14 protein-coding genes and 1 pseudogene are annotated in these 16,322 nt (G+C 62.9%); 1 reads left to right on the top strand and 14 read right to left on the bottom strand.

What is annotated here, in order from left to right:
* Positions 1-341: 341 nt before the first annotated feature.
* The 9 genes from ACYQ8E_RS17610 to ACYQ8E_RS17570 all read right to left on the bottom strand — a co-directional run bounded on the left by ACYQ8E_RS17610 (position 342) and on the right by ACYQ8E_RS17570 (position 10,873).
* Positions 342-1,715, bottom strand: a complete 1,374-nt coding sequence (locus ACYQ8E_RS17610) for a sigma-54-dependent transcriptional regulator (RefSeq protein ID WP_066727790.1) — start codon at positions 1,713-1,715, stop codon at positions 342-344.
* A gap of 449 nt (positions 1,716-2,164) precedes the next feature.
* Entirely contained in the window at positions 2,165-3,760 is a 1,596-nt protein-coding gene (scpC, locus tag ACYQ8E_RS17605) for a succinyl-CoA:acetate CoA-transferase ScpC (protein WP_066727789.1), read from the bottom strand.
* Positions 3,761-4,140: 380 nt separating this feature from the next.
* Positions 4,141-4,881 carry an outer membrane protein assembly factor BamD gene (locus ACYQ8E_RS17600; protein WP_066727788.1) on the bottom strand — a complete coding sequence of 247 codons (741 nt, stop codon included), beginning with the start codon at positions 4,879-4,881 and terminating at the stop codon, positions 4,141-4,143.
* Positions 4,881-6,017 (bottom strand): hypothetical protein, encoded by a 1,137-nt coding sequence (locus ACYQ8E_RS17595; RefSeq protein ID WP_157471885.1) that lies wholly within the window; start codon positions 6,015-6,017, stop codon positions 4,881-4,883. Before ACYQ8E_RS17595 ends, ACYQ8E_RS17600 begins: the two co-directional genes overlap by 1 nt.
* Entirely contained in the window at positions 6,014-7,375 is a 1,362-nt protein-coding gene (locus ACYQ8E_RS17590) for a vWA domain-containing protein (RefSeq protein WP_066727786.1), read from the bottom strand. Before ACYQ8E_RS17590 ends, ACYQ8E_RS17595 begins: the two co-directional genes overlap by 4 nt.
* Positions 7,372-8,331, bottom strand: coding sequence for a VWA domain-containing protein (locus ACYQ8E_RS17585; protein WP_066727785.1), 960 nt, complete (start codon positions 8,329-8,331; stop codon positions 7,372-7,374). Before ACYQ8E_RS17585 ends, ACYQ8E_RS17590 begins: the two co-directional genes overlap by 4 nt.
* On the bottom strand, positions 8,328-9,008 hold the full coding sequence (locus ACYQ8E_RS17580) for a hypothetical protein (RefSeq protein WP_066727784.1): 681 nt from the start codon (positions 9,006-9,008) through the stop codon (positions 8,328-8,330). Before ACYQ8E_RS17580 ends, ACYQ8E_RS17585 begins: the two co-directional genes overlap by 4 nt.
* A complete protein-coding gene (locus tag ACYQ8E_RS17575; protein WP_066727783.1) occupies positions 9,005-9,862 on the bottom strand; it encodes a DUF58 domain-containing protein in 858 nt (285 codons plus the stop codon). Before ACYQ8E_RS17575 ends, ACYQ8E_RS17580 begins: the two co-directional genes overlap by 4 nt.
* 6 nt (positions 9,863-9,868) lie before the next feature.
* Positions 9,869-10,873 carry an AAA family ATPase gene (locus ACYQ8E_RS17570; protein WP_231875332.1) on the bottom strand — a complete coding sequence of 335 codons (1,005 nt, stop codon included), beginning with the start codon at positions 10,871-10,873 and terminating at the stop codon, positions 9,869-9,871.
* Between the two features lie 187 nt (positions 10,874-11,060).
* Between ACYQ8E_RS17570 and ACYQ8E_RS17565 the strand changes: the two genes are divergently transcribed.
* Positions 11,061-12,665 carry a phytoene desaturase family protein gene (locus ACYQ8E_RS17565; RefSeq protein ID WP_066727782.1) on the top strand — a complete coding sequence of 535 codons (1,605 nt, stop codon included), beginning with the start codon at positions 11,061-11,063 and terminating at the stop codon, positions 12,663-12,665.
* Between the two features lie 269 nt (positions 12,666-12,934).
* Here the strand turns inward: ACYQ8E_RS17565 and ACYQ8E_RS17560 are convergent, their stop codons facing one another.
* From ACYQ8E_RS17560 to ACYQ8E_RS17540, 5 genes and pseudogenes are all read right to left on the bottom strand, one after another.
* Positions 12,935-13,162 (bottom strand): hypothetical protein, encoded by a 228-nt coding sequence (locus ACYQ8E_RS17560; RefSeq protein WP_066727781.1) that lies wholly within the window; start codon positions 13,160-13,162, stop codon positions 12,935-12,937.
* Positions 13,163-13,443: 281 nt separating this feature from the next.
* Positions 13,444-13,764 carry a nucleotidyltransferase domain-containing protein gene (locus ACYQ8E_RS17555; protein ID WP_066727780.1) on the bottom strand — a complete coding sequence of 107 codons (321 nt, stop codon included), beginning with the start codon at positions 13,762-13,764 and terminating at the stop codon, positions 13,444-13,446.
* A complete protein-coding gene (locus tag ACYQ8E_RS17550) occupies positions 13,737-14,123 on the bottom strand; it encodes a HEPN domain-containing protein (RefSeq protein WP_066727779.1) in 387 nt (128 codons plus the stop codon). The genes ACYQ8E_RS17555 and ACYQ8E_RS17550 overlap by 28 nt, the downstream gene beginning before the upstream one ends.
* A gap of 952 nt (positions 14,124-15,075) precedes the next feature.
* Positions 15,076-16,176: pseudogene (locus tag ACYQ8E_RS17545) on the bottom strand (IS4 family transposase); the annotation flags it as partial.
* Positions 16,125-16,322 (bottom strand): hypothetical protein (locus ACYQ8E_RS17540; RefSeq protein WP_459861769.1); only part of this gene is annotated, 198 nt, incomplete at its 5' end. The gene ACYQ8E_RS17540 and the pseudogene ACYQ8E_RS17545, both read right to left, overlap by 52 nt.

Below are 16,322 nucleotides of genomic sequence, written 5' to 3'. Positions count from 1 at the left end.
CGGTAAGGGAAGGGGGAAGGTGGTGGAAAGTATGGCACCCCAGGTAGGGGGTGTCAATGAAAGGTGAGAGAGCCCGTGCCGGCTGTTGCGTGTACTTTCGTCCAAGTCGCCAAAATTACATGAAATTCACCCATGCATTGTGCTGGTGTCGCGCAGAAATCGTTTGGAATTATCAGGACAGCATTAGATGCGGCGAGAGCTGGAAATAGCAGGCCCCCTTCTGCGGTATCGCCCGGGAAAGCCGTTCCAGGGAACAATCAATTTCCTCTTTTTGCAAAAGGCTGAACGAAAACTCTATAGGGTTAGTTTCTGGCCCTGGGGTCCATGGATACCCGAACAGATCAACTTTCAGCTTCCTCATCAATGCCGTAACGTGCCAGGCGACGCCGGAAGGTGTAGTAATTCATGTCCAGAAGTTGCGCGGCCACCATCTTTTTCCCATTGGCCGCCGCCAGGGCCCGCTTCAGCGCCCACTTTTCCACTTCCGCCATCTTAAGTGGGAGTCCTTCGGGGAAGGCGTCGAGGCCTTTCTCCTGCACCGCAGCCGGCTTGACGCCCGGATCGGGCTTGGTCGAAATCCCCTGCAAGATGGCGCAGGAGATCAGGTCGTCCGCCATGACAGCAGCATTCTTGATGACGTTGCGCAGCTCCCGGATATTCCCCGGCCAGGGATGTTCGCGCAAGGCGGTCATGGCATCGTCGGAAAACTCCGGCGGGGTTCTGCCGATTTCGTGACATGCCTCAATCAGGAACTTTGATGCCAGCACGGGGATATCCTCAGGAATGGCGCGCAAGGGGGGCATCTCGATCATGAAGGTCGCAAGGCGGTAATAAAGATCCTGGCGGAAAGTCCCGGCCGCGGCTGCGGCTGCCAGGTCCTTGTTGCTGGCAACAATGATGCGGATGTCGGCGTGGGCTTTGTGGGCGCTGCCGAGGGGGTGATAGCTTTTTTCCTCAACCAGCTGAAGCAGCATGGCTTGTATCGCCGGCGGGGCCGCATCGATATCATCGAGAAAGAGCGTCCCCCCTTGGGCGGCGTTGATGCGGCCCTCGCGTTTTTTCTCAGCGCCGGTGAAGGCACCCTTTTCATGGCCGAAAAGTTCAGCAGCGACCAGGGACTCGGGAATGGCCCCCAATTGTACGGTAACGAAGGGTTTGTCGGAACGCGAGCTGAGATTGTGAATCATCGAGGCCAGTAGCGATTTCCCGGTTCCGGTTTCCCCCTGGATGAGGACGGCGTAATGGCTGCGGGCGATGCGGCGGACCTGCGCGGCGATGGCTTTCAGCTTTGACCCTTTGCCGAGCATCTGTTCTAGCGACAGCTGCAAATCTTCTTTGAGTTCGGACAGCTGCCGTTTCTGCAGTATTGGCAGGGCTGCTTTTTGAAGGGTGGTCAGCAGCTTTTCGTCATCGCAGGGTTTGGGTACAAAGCCTGCCACGCCCAGTTCGATCCCGCGCAGCAGATTAGGAACATCGGAGAAGGCGCTGTAGAAAATGACGGGGGTTTCAGGACTGAGTTGGCTGAGTTCTTCGGTCAGCGTGATGCCATCCATTTCCGGCATGATGATGTCGGTCAGCACCAGGTCCGGGTTTTCCCGCTGAAAAATCTCCAGGGCCTCGCGGCCGTTAGCCGCCAGAAGCAGCTTGCCGAAATGGGGCGCCAGAAGGTCTGCCAGGGCATGGCGCAGCAAATTCTGGTCTTCAACAAACAGCAATGTCAAATGCTTTAAGGCGTTCATTCTCATCTAATGTAGGTGGCGGGTGGATGGCGGTCGTGAAGCTGTTTCGGATGCAGGGTCGCGGCGGGTGAGTGATCGTGGAAGCAAGAACAGAATTGGGGTGCCCTAGCAAAAAAAACACTGCTCCGGCCGTTTGAATGTGCGCCCCACCTCCATGGGCCTGCCCGCGTCCTTCCTGGCTGGGGCATCTCCTCTCTTGTGCAGTCCCCTCCGGTTGGGTCGTTGTGGGGTGCCTGACCTCCGGGTTCCCTTGGGTTGGCTCTGCTCAGCGTGAACAACACCACGCCGTTACAAGTGGCTATTTAAGGACGAAAGCGGATTGGAGTCAAGGAGAAACCCGGTCCGCTCTGATTTGAAATCCAGACAAAATACCCCCCGGTTTCCCGGGGGGTATTTTGTCTGGATGATGAAGTGGTGCAGTCGAACTATTCGCAGAGATCGACTTTGACGTCCCAGTTTTTCAGCTTCATGGTGCCGTTGCGCTCGAGATTGAGGTGCATCTTGAAGGCGCGGTCCCACAGCTGCGGCTCGTGGCCGACGCCACGGGAGAGGCAATCCTTGCTGGCAATCGCCAGGTACTCGTTGAGCTGGTCCTTGTAGTCCGGGTGCGCGCACTTCTCGATGATCAGCTTGGCGCGATCCTTCGGTGCCAGACCGCGGCAATCGGCGAGACCCTGCTCTGTGACGACGCAGTCGAGGTCATGCTCGGTATGGTCGATGTGCGAGCAGTGCGGCACGACGCAGGAGATGCCGGTCGGGTCGGTTTTGCTCGGACGGCTCGACGGGGTGTGCATGATCTTCAGGAAGCCGTTGCGCAAAAAGTCGCCCGAACCGCCGAGGCCGTTGATCATGCGGGTGCCGCCGACCAGGGTCGAGTTGGCGTGGGCGTACATGTCGATCTCGACCGGGGTGTTCATGGCGATACACCCGAGACGGCGGATCGGCTCCGGCGCGTTGGAGATCGACAGGGGGCGCAGGGTGATCTTGCTGAAGTACTTGTCCCAGTTCTCGAAGAAGCGCGGAAAGCCCGGGTTCTCGGAGAGGGAGAGGGAGCAGGAGGAAGCGCTGTCGAGACGACCGGAGTCGAAGAGGTCGAGCATGGTGTCCTGCAGCACCTCGGTGTAGACGCTGAGGTTGTAGAAGGGACCCTTGGCGAGGCCGCCGACGACGGCGTTGGCGATGGAGCCGACGCCCGACTGCAGCGGCAGCAGGTTTTTCGGCAGGCGCCCGGCCTTCACTTCGTTGGAGAAGAAGTCGATGATGTTGGCGGCGATCGCTTCCGAGGTCGCATCCATGTCGGTGAAGGCGCGCCCCTTGTCGCGCAGCTTCGATTCGACGACGGCGATGATCTTGCTCGGGTCGCAGGGGATCGAGGTGGAGCCGATGCGCTCGCCGGCCTTGGTGATGCCGAGGATCTGGCGATTCGGCGGGTTGTTGCAGGAAACCAGGTCATGGATCCCTTCGAAGGAGGGCTGTCCGGTGTTGACCTCGACGATGACCTTGTCGCAGACCATCAGGATTTCCGGAATGACGCCGCAGGAGCTGGTCGGCACCAGGCCGCCGTCTTCGGTGATCGCCGAGACTTCGATGATGGCGAGGTCGAGCTTTCCGGTAGGGGAGTCCTTGGTGTAGAAGCCGTAGCCGAGATCCTGGGCAAAGAGGGAGAGGTGCTTGTCACCCATGCGGATGCGCCCCTCGTTGATCCCCTTGGCGATGTTCTTGCCGGTCTGGTAGGGCCAGCGGCGGTCGATCATGTCGAGGGTTGCCCAGCGGTCTTCGGTCTCGGCGCCAACCGAGGCGCCGATGAAGAGATTGAACTTCATCTTCCCCTGCAGGTTGTTCTTCTCGACGTGGTCGGCCAGGGCGATGGGCACCACCTTGGGGTACCCGGCGGGGGTGAAGCCGGACCAGCCGAGGTTCATGCCGGACTTGAAGAAGGGGACCGTCTCCTCGGGGGTCATCACCTTGTTGAGCAGGGACTTGCAGCGAACGCGATCTTTCAGGGTACCGTAATCGGCCATCTCTCTCCTCCTACTGTAATATGTCGGTGGCGCACGAAATGGGTGCGTCCCGAAACGGGGGGTAAAAAAGTAAAACAAGGTCAAGCACTTTTCAGCTGAACCTTGTTTTGCTGTAAGTCACTTTAATTCAATGGAAAGTTTTGCCCTCTGTGGATTGTGGCAAACGAGAACGGGTGGGGAAAGGGAAGTCCTCGTCTGGTTGAATAGAATTCCGTTATAACAGTGACGACTTTTATATAATGCCGTAAACATCAAGTCAAGCAAAAAAGGGTGCCGGGCAGGGTGGCCCACAAGAGTAGCAAATATTTGAAAACAAAAGAAAAATTTCGGAAATTTGGGTTCCATTCAGGGGCCGCCGCAAGCTCCTGGTTGGAAGTTTCTCAGAATTTCTTTTCCACGTATTTCTGCGCCTGAAGGATATATTCGCTCTCCGGAAAATCGCGGTAAAGGGTATTGAATGCGATGACCGCCTGGTCCCGCTTGCCAGTCTCCAGGTAGGCCTTGCCGAGAAAAAACCAGGCCGAGTCGCGGCCGATGAAGTTGGGGTAATCCTTGAGCAGGGCTTGCAGTCTGCCGATGGTCGCCTCCGGATGACCGGTGCGCAGGTAAAACCGCCCGACGTAGAGCTCGTGTTCGGCGAGGCGGTCACGGCAGCGGCTGGCAAAGACGGCGACCTCCTCGCTGCGGTTCGATTTGGGGAAGCGCTTGAGGAAGGTTTCGAAGGTCACCAGGGCATTACGGGTTGCCGTCTGATCGCGATCGGCGGAGAGAATCTGGTGATAGTAGGACATGCCGAGCCGGTAGATGGCTTCCTCGGTCCGTTCATGGTCCGGGTGCTGCTTGAGAAAATCCTCGTAGGCGGTCGCCGCCTCGACGTAGCGTTCGCCGAGGTAGTAGGCCTCGGCGATTTTCATCTCGGCCAGCACATTGAGTTCCGGGGAATAGTAGCTGTCACGGACTTTTTCCCAGGCCGTAACCGCTTCGTCATAGAGTCCCTTGTCGAAGTAGTTCTCCCCCTCCTGGAAATAGGTGGCGGCAGACTTGGGTGGCGGAACGATGGTCGAACTGCAGGCGGCGAGAAAGAGGAGCAACAGCAGGAGCGAAAGGCGTGGCAACGACATCAGCGCATGACCTCTTGGGTGGGAATTTCACGGTTTCGAACCTGTTGAAGGTAAGGGAACCCCCGGCGTTTGTCAATGTCATTTGCGAGCGCCCGGCGCAGAAGGGAGCGCAACCTAAGGCGCCGTGCCTTGTCGCCGCACGGGGTTGGTGCAAAGCGCTCCTCGTCCTCGGCCCTGCGCCAGGCTTCCCACAGCGCGACCGTTGCCGGAGCCGCGCCGCGGGCGGCCAGCTCCTGCCGGATCCTTGCGCTGGTCAGTCCTTGCGGTGAGCGACCGAGGAGCTGGCGCAACAGGGTCGCGAGGCTGCGGCGGCGGCGCAGCTGGTGACGGGCCAGGCCGAAGAGGATCAGGAGGCTGAGGGCGACAGGAATAACGGGGAAGCTCCTTCCGCTATTTTGGCGGCCGGCGTGCAGTTGCCGGTATTGGCTGTGGCCGGGGTCGAAAATGGTCAGGTCGACCGAGGGCAGGGCCCGGGGATCGGCGCCCGGATCGTAAAGGTAGCGGAAGGTGCGGCTCCGCGGTCCCCCCGGGACCCCGGCCATTTCCTCGCCGAGGGGGATCAACCGTCCGCCCCGGGGCGGAGTGGCGGTCGGCACCGCGAACCCCTGCAGCCAGGCGTTCCCCCGCAGCGAGATGCTGATTTCGCGCAGCCCGGCGCCGGCCGCTTCGAGGGTAAGGTCGATCGCACCGGGGGGGCTTCGGAAGCCGGGTGGGCGACCGGCGCCGGGGAGGGGGCGGACCCGCAAGGGGAGGTCCGGGGCGGCCAGCAGGCGGCCATCCGCCAGACGTACCCCGCCCCCTTGCAGCAGCACCGGTCCCGCAGCCAGGGGACGCAGCAGCAGGCGCTGGCTTTCGATGATTTCGGCGGCTTCTCCCGCCACCGCGACCCGTCGCGGCCGGCTAGGCGGGAGCTCTTCGATGGCAAAGCGGTCGAGGAGTGGCCAGACCAGCGTGAGGTTTCCCGGGGGGCGCTGCTGGTACGCAAACTCCAGGGTCAGGATCAGCTCCTCACCGAGATAGGGGAGCGGATTGGAGGCGAGCAAGCGGACCCGGGGGGATTCGGTGCTCGCACTCCCGGGAACCGGAGCCGCACCAAGGACCAGGAGCAACAGGCAAAAGAGCAGGCGCGCCATCACCAGTCCTTTTCCGGGCGGCGTTCGAAGACCCTGCCGGTGGCGGTCGGCGGCGCCCCGGGGGCGGGGCGGACCGCTTCCAGCAGTTGCAGGGCCTGCTCGGCAGAAAAACCGTCAGCGCCATGGTCGGGGCGGGATGGCATTTCCTCGCCGACCCCGGCGCCGGCCTGGTCGCCGGCCTCCCGCAGCGCCAGGGCGAAGTTGCGACGGACCTCGGCGTCGCCGGGGAGGAGGAGCAGCGCCTCCTCCAGGAGCGGGAGCGCCGCCGGCGCCTGACCGCCCTGCAGCAGTGCACTGCCGCTGTTATAGAGAGCGATTCCCCGCTCCTCTCCCTCCAGGCTCGCTGCAGCGGCGGCAAAGGCTGCAGCCGCCCCCGGATAGTCCCTGGCGGCGGCCGCGCTCACGCCGCGGGAAAAATCGTCGCGACCCGGTGGTTCTTCCTGGGCCGGGGAGCAGGCGGCGAAAACCAGCAGGGCGAGGAGGCCGGCGGCAGCTTGCGGTCGCCAGCCCGGGAGACCGGGAAGCTGGCGGGCCAGCAGCAACGCCAGGGCGAGAACCAGCCAGGGGACCGGGGGGGCGGAGCCCGGGGATGACCCCAATGGTCGCAGGCGGGCGGCCAGACCCTCCGCGGCCAGGCCGGTCCCGGGCAACTCGACAATGCTGGCGGCGCAATCCCGGGCAAATTCGACCAGACCCGGTCGATCGAGGCGACTGGTGGCCGGTTTTCCGCGCAAGCTGTGCCCGGGAACGGTGGCGCCGGTCGTCGTCGCGAGGGGGACCAGGTAGACAGGGAGGTCCCGGGGCAGGGGAGGGGGCGGCTCGGGGTGAGTGCGCTCGAAGTCGCTGAAGAGAACGATCGCCCGAACGCCGCCGGCATCGGCCAGGGCCTGGCGGGCTGCTAGCAGAGCTTCCTGGGGCGCCGATCCGGGAGCGCTGACGGTGCTGCTGTCCAGCCCCGAAAGGAAGAAGCCGAGGGCGCGGGTATCGCTGGTCAGTGGCACCTGCAGGACCGCTTCGCCGGCAAAGGGGAGCAGGGCGAAGCGTGCGCCGGGAAGGGCCGTCAGCAGGGCCGCGATCTCGGCCCGGGCCCGGTCGAGGCGCGAGGGGAGGAGATCGGTGGCGGTCATGCTGGCCGAGACATCGACCGCGATGGCGATCGCCAGATCGGCAGTTCTTGTTTCCCCCTGCGGAACCTTGCTGCTGCTGAACAGGAGCAGACCGAGAGCGACCAGGGCGCAGGCATCCCCGGCCAGCCGTGGCAGGGTACGGGGTTGCAACCGGCAATAGCGCAGCAGCCGGCGACTGCGTCGTTCCGCCAACAGCAGCAGGGCCGCAATCAGAAGGAGCAGCAGCCCTGTCATGGCACCCTCCGCAGCCAGCAGCGCCAGAGGAGGAGTTCGAGCCCCAGCAGCAGGGCGGCGGCAAGGGCCAGCGCCGGCGCCAGGGGGGTGGCGCGCCGTTCTACCCTGGTCTCCAGCGGGCTGGTCTCGAGGGCGTCGATCTGGCGGTAGACTTCCCGCAGCGTCGACGCGTCGCTCGCCGGGAAATAACGGCCGCCGGTAAGGCGGGCAATCTCGCGCAGCGGTTCGGGATGAAGGCTCTCCCGCAACAGCGGGGCCGGACTGGCGAGGGGGACGGGGGCGCCGCTGCTGGTTCCGTAGCCGATGCTGTAGATGCGGATGCCGAGGGCCGCCGCGGCCCGGGCCGCCGCCACGGGGGTCAGGTGGCCGCGGTTGTTGCTGCCGTCGGTCAGCAGGATCACGGCGCGGCTGGCCGCATCCGAGCCGGCCAGCCGTGCCGCCGCAGCGGCGAGGGCGTCGCCAACGGCGGTGCCGCTCCCCTGGCGATCGGGCTCGATGGCGGCGAGACGAGCCAACAGCGGCGCCCGCTCCAGGGTCGGCGGTGCCAGCAGGTAGGGGATGCCGGCGAAGAGGACGACGCCGACCCGGTCGTTGCTTCTGCCGGCGATGAATTCGGCGGCGGCAGCGCGGGCGACGCTGAGCCGGTCCGGCGGGATGTCGGCGGCCCCCATGCTCGCCGAAATGTCGAGGACGAGCATCAGGTCGATGCCGCGGCGGATCACCCGCTGGTTCTCCGTGAACGCAACCGGCCCGGCAAGGGCGAGGATGAGCAGCAGCAGAGTTGCCAGCGCCACCACCGGTTCCAGCGCCGCCAGCCGGGTCCGCCAGCTGCGGCCGGCGGCGGCCAGGTGATCCAGCGTGGAGATCGGCACGGTCCGCACCCGGCGCGGCAGGAGCGGCAGCAGGGCGAGGGGGAGGGCCCAGAGCAAGGCCGGTTGTTCGAAAGCGAAATTCATGGCGCTGCCCCCCCGGTCTGCAGCGCTATTTTTTCGGCGAGGTGCGCGACCGCTTGCGGCGGACGGGGACCTGGGGCAAAACGCAACCGTAGCAGTTCCTCGTGCAATTGCCGCCAGGCCGGGTCCTCCTCGCCGGGCGCAGCCTCGAGTTGCCGCTGCAGCCGGGTGAGAAGCAGCTCCTCGGCATCGCCGGGGGGCCCGGTTTGCGGGCGCCGCAACCGCCGGCGCAGGAGCGGCAGCGCCAGGCTACCGGCGAGGAGGAGCAGGAAGCACAGGGGCCACCAGCGACTTGCCGGGGCTGGCGGCGGGGAGGGCAAGGATTTGAAAGGCGCGATCGCGCTGTCGCTGGCCAGGCCGCTGGCGACCTGGAGTTCGACGGCTGCTGTCTCGACCCGGGTGCCGGTTTGACTTTCGAGCAGCAGCGTGGGAATTCGCACCGGGCCGGGTCGCATCGCCACCAGGTAGAGGCGCAGTTCGCCATCCTTGGTGTGGGGCGGGGCGAGGAGTTCGAGGGGGGGGAGCGCCGGTAGCCCCGTCAGCCTCAGACCCGGTTCCGGGAGAGGGTAGCTGGCGACGAAGGGCTCACCGAGCCGGGGCCGGGGTGGATTGAGTTGCGGAGTAGGTCCTGCCGCGGTGAGGAGGAGCCAGCCAAGACCGAGGAGGCAGAACCGCTTCATGTTCGCCTCCGGCGCTGGAAGAGCTCGCGCAGGGCCGCCAATGGGGGGGTGCCGCTCTGCAGAAAAACATGGTCGATGGCACGCTGGCTGAATCGGGCCGCCAGGGTGCGGTCGCATTCCTGCCAGGCAGTGACGATGCCCCGGCGCTGGCGACTGTGCAGGTCGAGCAGCCCGTGCCGGCCCGCTTCGGCGTCACCGACCCGGAGTATGCCACCCGCCGGCCAGTCGCGCTCGCGGGGGTCGCGCAGGACCAGGGCCAAAAGGTCGTGACGGAGGTGGCAACGGTCGATGGCCGTGGCTGGCCAGGGGGCGTGGAAGTCGGAGAGAACGAAACAGAGGCTGCTACGCCGTTGCAGCCGGGCGGCGGTGGCAAAGGGGAGGGCGAGGTCGGTGCCGCTCCCGGCTGGTCGGCAGGCGAGCAGCTCAGCGAGCAGCCGGCGCAGGTGCGGCCAGCCGCCGCTAGCTGGAACCAGCAGTTCGATGCGGTCGGAGAAGGCGATCAAACCGACCCGGTCCCGGTGGTTGACGGCGACCGCTCCGAGCAGGGCCACGGTTTCGGTCAACAGCTCCCGTTTGGCGGGAGTACAGGATTGGGAGAGGTCGGCCAGCAGCACAATTTCCCGTGCCCGCTCTTCCTGCTGCAGGCGGACGTGCAAACGACCGCTGCGGGCCGAGGCGAAGGGGTCGATGGCGCGCGGGTCGTCGCCGGCCTCGTAGGGGCGCAGAGCGGCGAATTCCATCCCGCGGCCGCGCATCCGGCTGCGATAATCACCGGCCAGCGGCGTGTCGAGCAGGCGGCGGGAGTGCAGCTCCAGGCGCCGGACCAGGGCGCGCAGATCGGCGGGAGTGGTCATCGAACCTCAGGGCGGCGGGATGTGGCAGGCGACCCGTTCCAGCAGCTGGTCGGCATCGACCCCTTCGGCGACGGCCTGGAAGGAGAGCACCAGGCGATGGCGGAAGACCAGCGGCAGGACCTTCAGGATATCGTCGGGAACGACATAGGAACGGTGCGCGAGAAAAGCGTGAGCGCGGGCCGCGCGGGCGAGGAAAATGGCGCCGCGGGGAGAGACGCCATGCTCGAGGAACGGCGCCAGTTCGGCGAGGCCGCTGGTGGCCGGGTTCCGGGTCGCGGCGACCAGGTCGAGAATGTAACCTCGCAGCGAAGGCGCCAGGAAGATCTCACGTACTGCCGCACGGGCCGCCGCCAGCTCGGCCGCGGCGAGGACCGGCAGCACCGGGCGGCAGGACGCCTCCTCGATGGTGGCGAGGATCTCTTCCTCTTCGCGGCGGCTCGGGTAGCCGACCAGGGCCTTGAGCATGAAGCGGTCGAGCTGCGCCTCGGGGAGGGGGTAGGTTCCTTCGTGGTCGAGAGGGTTCTGGGTCGCGAGAACCAGGAACGGCTCGGGGAGGGGGAGCGATTCGTCGCCGATAGTCACCTGCTGCTCTTCCATCGCCTCCAGCAGCGCCGACTGGACCTTGGCCGGGGCACGGTTGATTTCGTCGGCGAGGAGGAGGTGGGTGAAAATCGGACCGCGGCGCACGCTGAAAGCGCCACTGCCGGGATGGTAAACGGGCGCCCCGAGCAGGTCCGACGGGAGGAGATCGGGAGTGAACTGGATGCGCCCGGAATCGAGGGCGAGGGCGCTGGCCAGGGTCTTTACGGTGCGGGTCTTGGCGAGGCCGGGAAGACCCTCGATGAGAACATGGCCGGAGCTGAGCAGGCCGATCAGCAAGGCCTCGACCAGCTCGCGCTGGCCGACGATCTGCTTGCCCATTTCATGGAAGAGCGGTTCGACAAAGGCGCTCAGGCGCGTGATGTCGCGCTCCTTGTCGGTCACTTGCTGGCTCGGGGTGGGGATCGGCACGGTTCCTCCCGGGATGAAAGCGCGGCCGGCGGCCGGTTATCCGAGTATAGACAGCTGCTCTCGGCAGTTCAAGAAGGAAGAAGTCGCACCGGAACTTGCCGGTGGTGCCGGATTCGATTGACAACTACCCCCGCCCGCCACTACTGTTGCCGGGTAAAAATATCACCTCAGAGCCCAAGGTGCCGCCATGTCAGGATCGACGGACCCGCTGCCGGAAAAGATGGATGTCGCCGTAATCGGCGCCGGTGTCGGTGGATTGACGGCCGCGGCCCTGCTCGCCCGCAGCGGTCTGCGGGTGGTCGTTTTCGAAGCAGAGTCCCAGGTCGGCGGCTACCTCGCCGGCTTTGACCGCCGCGGCTTCCGTTTCAGCAGTTCCATCGAATGGCTCAACCAGTGCGGTCCCAACGGCTTTGTCCGCACCATCTTCGGTCATCTCGGCGCATCCCCCCCCGAGTGTCCCCCTCTGCACCGTATCCAGCGCTTCAAGAGCGACCACTTCGACTATCTTCTGACCAGCGATCCGCGCCAGCTCTGCGGCGAGCTGGTGCGCGATTTTCCCGGCGCGGAGCGTGGTATCCGTGCCCTGTTCCGGGATGGCGAACGCCTCGGCCGCCGTCTGGAACGGCTCGACACCCGCACCGTCGGCGGCGCCACCCTGAGCGGCGTCGACCGGGCGCTGCGGGGGCTGCAGATGCTCGGCTGGTCTCTCCCCATCCTGCGCTACCTGCGCACCCCGGTCGAAAAGGGGCTGCAGCGTTACTTCGGAGCCAGCGGCGGCGCCGACCTGTTCGCCGGCCATGATTCGCTCATGGCGGTGATGGTTTCGATTGGCTGGGCTTTTTCCGGCAACTTCCAGGGCTGTCCGCCGGGAGGGAGCCAGGCGATTGCCACCTGGCTGTGCGAGCGGATCGAGGGGGCGGGATCGGAAGTGCTGCTCAATCGCAGGGTGGAGAAGGTTCTGCTCGATGACCAGGGTGCAGCGGCGGGGGTGCGTCTTGCCGATGGCATGGCAGTGAAAGCCCGTTACGTCATCGCCGCCTGCGACAGCCTCCATCTTTACCAGCGGATGCTGCCGGAAGGGACGATTCCCCAACGGTTGCAGCAGGCGTTGCAGCAGGCCGACCTCTACCCCTCCAGCTTCAGCATTTTTCTTGGCCTCGATTGCCCTCCGGCGGCACTCGGTTTCGGCGAAGAGGCCCTGCATCTGATGCGCAGCGATGCGACGCGGGCCGAGCATAACAGCGGCGACCCGCAGCGCTGCAGCCTCGTCGTCCTTGCCCCCTCCCATCGCGACCCCTCCCTGGCGCCGCCGGGGAAAGGGACCCTGACCATTCACTGCAGTGCCGATTTTGGTTACGAGAATTTCTGGCGAACGGAACCAGGGCTGGTCCGTGGCCCGGCCTACCGGGCACTCAAGCAGGAATTTGCCGCCACCTTGCTTGAACGGGTCGAAGCCGCCTTCGCCCCGGGTTTGCGGCAACATATCGAGGTGATGGAGCTGGCCACGCCGATCACCTACTGGCGCTACACCGGCAACGCCCGCGGCAGTTTTTCCGGTGTCAAACCGACCGGCCGCAACATCCGCGCCGGGGTCGCCCATCACCAGACGCCGGTTAAGCGCCTGCTGCTCGGCGGCCACTGCGGCGAATACGGCGGCGGCGTGCCGATGGCGGTCAAAGCGGCGGCCAACGCCAGCCTGATTGTCCTGCACGAGATGAACCGGCCCGGTTATGAGGCCCTGAAGAGCTTCCTCGATGATCCCCCGCTCACCCCTCCGCCAACACTTCCCTGAGCTTGCCCGGGATGGGGGCGGGGAAACACGCAAGCTTCCGTGGGCAGTTGGGTCAAAGCCTTGAAGGTGAACTTCCTGATGATCTTCAAATCTTCAAGGTACGACCCAATTGACCTCCGCATCCAGGACAAGCCGTTCCTGCGATCAAAGGTAGGGCAGTCGGGTCTTTGAATATTAGAAAAATACGAGGACTTTCCAACTTTCCAAGCCAGAAAAATTTTTATCCTATTGACCGGCGCCTTTAAATGGGGCACCCGATAGCCACTGGTCTATTCCATGATCAGGGCGTTGTCGTCGTCGTAGCCCGAGGGGATTTTCTCCAGGGCCCAGGCGACGTTGGCCAGGTCGGGGGCGAGGTGGCCGGTCAGCACCATGCCAAGCAGAATCGGCATGGCCCGGTAGCAGAGGTAGAGGTTGCAGGCGGGACAGTAGGGTTGGGAGCGGTTCTTTAACCGCTCGCCGCAGTATCGGCAGTGCAGGTGGAGGATTTGCGCCATGGGGTGTGACCTTTCTCCCTCCGCGGCGAAATCGTGCATCTGAGTATGAAAAAAGCCCCGGCACCGGCGACGAGTGCCAGGGCATGATTCAACTATAACCAAAATTGTCGGAAATTTAAGCAGATAATTCCAAAGAATGGGGAAATAGGGTCAGGGGGGCAGTAGGGCCTGGAAGGTTTTAAACTCAGCAGAATTTTCCAACTTTCCAAGCCCTACAGACATGTCCTTATACCATCTCGCAAACCCCTGTGACACATCAGGAACGTCCCGCTGGGGGTTCTTTACGCGGCATACAGAACCTCCCCTTTGCCGGCGAAATCGACGATCATGGAATCACCCGCCTGCCACTCCTTCGGCGTCATGGCGACCGCTTCGATCGGTGCATAGACCGCATAGATGGCATCGGTCAGGATTTCGATTCGCTCCCAGTAACTCTTCCCGGCAAAGCTCTCCGATACGACCACCACATCGATATCGCTGGCCTCGGTTGCCGTGCCGGCAGCTTGGGAGCCGTAGAGAATCACCTGCTGCGGCTGGATGCCGCGTGCCTGCAGTTCACGGGTGAACTGCTCAACTATGGTGACAACTGCTTTTTTATCCATACGACTACCTCCCTGCTGCGATCCAGGAGCTCTCGAACCACGTCGGCTGAATAATCCCGCTGCACTTTGGCAAGATCATCAGGATACCGGGTTGGTATGCTTGCTTCGCTGAGCTTGACGATCACTTTGCCCAGATATTCGGGAGGCCGTTCCTCCAGCTTCGTCATCAGCAGCACCAAGCTGTGGCTCTTCGGCGGAATCTCGCGGAGTCGATCGTAGAGGAGGCCCTTGAGGGCTTTTTCGATGGCCAGATGGCACATGAAGACGGCATAGATCTGCCGCCCGCTTTGGTACATGATTTCGGCGGTCTCAAGATCATAATCCGACTGGCGGAGCCATTCCTCGGTGCGCGTCTCCATGGAAATTGACTATATCAGCCAACCACCTGAAATGCCAGCGGGAAACTTCATTCCTGGGGAGGGTGATCTTTCTGTCTTTCGCGCGGGCGAGCAGATGAGTAGATTCTCCGGCTTTGACGAAGTGGTGGTGACGAGGTTGGTGTATTCAACGCGGAGGGACCAGAGGTCGCTGTCATCACAGCCGGTCATTTACCCGTGAGCGCAGCCGTCGAAATTAAGTGAGGCTTCCCCCGAACTCAGAAGGGGTTTGTGCGGGACGGCGCTATGGAAGCGGTCGATTTTAAGGCGGAAGAGCTTGGGAAGGAGGTTCGGCATGAGACCTTGATTCTGTGTGACAAAATATGGTTGCAACTATCTGTTACGGAAGAGGAGTTCCGGGCCTGTCCCCGCGAAATTCCGATCAATGCGCACCTCAATTAGAAAAATAAAAAGGGACGTCCCCTCTGCCCCCCCCGGCTTTGACGAAGTGGTGGTGACGAGGTTGGTGTATTCAACGCGGAGGGACCAGAGGCCGCTGTCATCACAGCCGGTCATTTACCAGGGAGCGCAACCGTCGTAATTAAGTGAGGTATCCCCCGGACTCAGAAGGGGTTTGTGCGGGACGGCGCTATGGAAGCGGTCGATTTTAAGGCGGAAGAGCTTGGGAAGGAGGTTCGGCATGAGACCTTGATTCTGTGTGACAAAATATGGTTGCAACTATCTGTTACGGAAGAGGAGTTCCGGGCCTGTCCCCGCGAAATTCCGATCAATGCGCACCTCAATTAGAAAAATAAAAAGGGACGTCCCCTCTGCCCCCCCCCATACAAGCGTCGGGGGCCCCTGGATAGAAATGGATTGTTCAAACATATTCGACATAGAACGACTTCTCATCAGCAGTGTCCGGTTAAGAAGTTGCACAAGCGCTTAATCCCCAATCAATGAAGCCGGGAGACGTTAAGCCGTCAGCCACCGCATCTTCGGCGGCTTCGTTTCGGATTTTGTTGCGGAACTCGCGCACCCGCCGGATGCTGACCCTCTCACCATGCTCCTCATGGCAATACATGGCCAGCAGCAGATAGGTAATCAATCCAGAGAGAATCTGCATCAGCAAGCCGTAGGGGCTGCGCGCGATGAGGTGGTAAACCTTGAGGTGGCGCTTCCACCACCCGAAAAAGGACTCGATCGTCCAGCGCAGCTTGTAAATCAGGGCGATCTGCTCGGCGCTCAAGTCAAAGCGGTCAGTGGCCACCCAGTAGGTTTTGCCGTCGGCCCTGTAACCGACCACGCGGACTTCCCGCGCGGTCTGGTTGATGTCCTTGGTGCCGAGCAACACCACGGCATCGTAAAAGACGTGACTGTCGGGACCGACAGGATTCTCTCGCAGCACTGTCTTGCGGGAAGAGGCCTTGATGCGACAGACGAAATGGCGCTTTTGCTCCTGCCAGTCGTCAAAGTTCTTGTAGCACTGATAGCCGCGATCGTAGACCCCCGTCTGGCCAGGAGCAACAAGACGCTCAGCCTGTTGCCGTTCATCGGCTTTGCCATCGGTCAGGACCATTTTGTGCGGAATGCTCTGGCCAATATTGAAGCCCAGGTGCACCTTGGCTTTTTTGACTTCGTCTCGGTAGTCGGCCCAGATCATGGAGAGTGTGGCATCAATCAGGGAACCGTCGACCGCGATCAGCTCCCCCAGGCCGTCGATCTCCTTGGCTATAGGGAGTTTGGCCGTGGCCTGTCTTTGAAGGTGCTCATAGACATGGGCCGCCTGTTCCAAACCCCGCGAGTTGATGGCCTCGAAGAAGGCGCTTTTCTGGATGCCGTGGGGTGGCGCGATGTGTGTTGCGGCGAAATCCTGCTGGGCAAGAACCTGCAGCAGATGCCGCCCCGAAGTGTGTTCTTCGAGGTGATAGTAGATCAGGATTTTTATCTGATCCTCGAACGTCATCTGCAAGGGTCTGTTTCCTCGGGCCTCAAGAGCGGGAGCATCGTCGACAGAGGCCGTAAGCGGCGTCAACATTCTGGTCAGGGACCGGGCATTGAGCCGGGCACGGTGAACGCGGGCAAGCAATGGCATTTTCGTAAATCCTTTAAAAGCAGGTATTTACGAAAAATCCGCGCGACCTCCCAACGGTTTGTCAACTGAAAAATCGCATAACTACTCGATTTTTCAGTTATTTCTACCCAATCAGTCGGATTGCATAAACCTAACCGGACACTGCT

The sequence above is a fragment of the Desulfuromonas carbonis genome (genome assembly GCF_054658035.1).
The sequence above is the reverse complement of the archived record's forward strand: the minus strand, read 5'-3'. Positions and strand labels throughout refer to the sequence as shown.

Bases quoted from the DNA above. Each gene is read 5' to 3' on its own strand.
- scpC (WP_066727789.1), bottom strand. From the start codon at position 3,760: ATGGCCGATTACGGTACCCTGAAAGATCGCGTTCGCTGCAAGTCCCTG.
- ACYQ8E_RS17600 (WP_066727788.1), bottom strand. From the start codon at position 4,881: ATGTCGTTGCCACGCCTTTCGCTCCTGCTGTTGCTCCTCTTTCTCGCC.
- ACYQ8E_RS17590 (WP_066727786.1), bottom strand. From the start codon at position 7,375: ATGACAGGGCTGCTGCTCCTTCTGATTGCGGCCCTGCTGCTGTTGGCG.
- ACYQ8E_RS17585 (WP_066727785.1), bottom strand. From the start codon at position 8,331: ATGAATTTCGCTTTCGAACAACCGGCCTTGCTCTGGGCCCTCCCCCTC.
- ACYQ8E_RS17580 (WP_066727784.1), bottom strand. From the start codon at position 9,008: ATGAAGCGGTTCTGCCTCCTCGGTCTTGGCTGGCTCCTCCTCACCGCG.
- ACYQ8E_RS17575 (WP_066727783.1), bottom strand. From the start codon at position 9,862: ATGACCACTCCCGCCGATCTGCGCGCCCTGGTCCGGCGCCTGGAGCTG.
- ACYQ8E_RS17565 (WP_066727782.1), top strand. From the start codon at position 11,061: ATGTCAGGATCGACGGACCCGCTGCCGGAAAAGATGGATGTCGCCGTA.
- ACYQ8E_RS17560 (WP_066727781.1), bottom strand. From the start codon at position 13,162: ATGGCGCAAATCCTCCACCTGCACTGCCGATACTGCGGCGAGCGGTTA.
- ACYQ8E_RS17555 (WP_066727780.1), bottom strand. From the start codon at position 13,764: ATGGATAAAAAAGCAGTTGTCACCATAGTTGAGCAGTTCACCCGTGAA.
- ACYQ8E_RS17550 (WP_066727779.1), bottom strand. From the start codon at position 14,123: ATGGAGACGCGCACCGAGGAATGGCTCCGCCAGTCGGATTATGATCTT.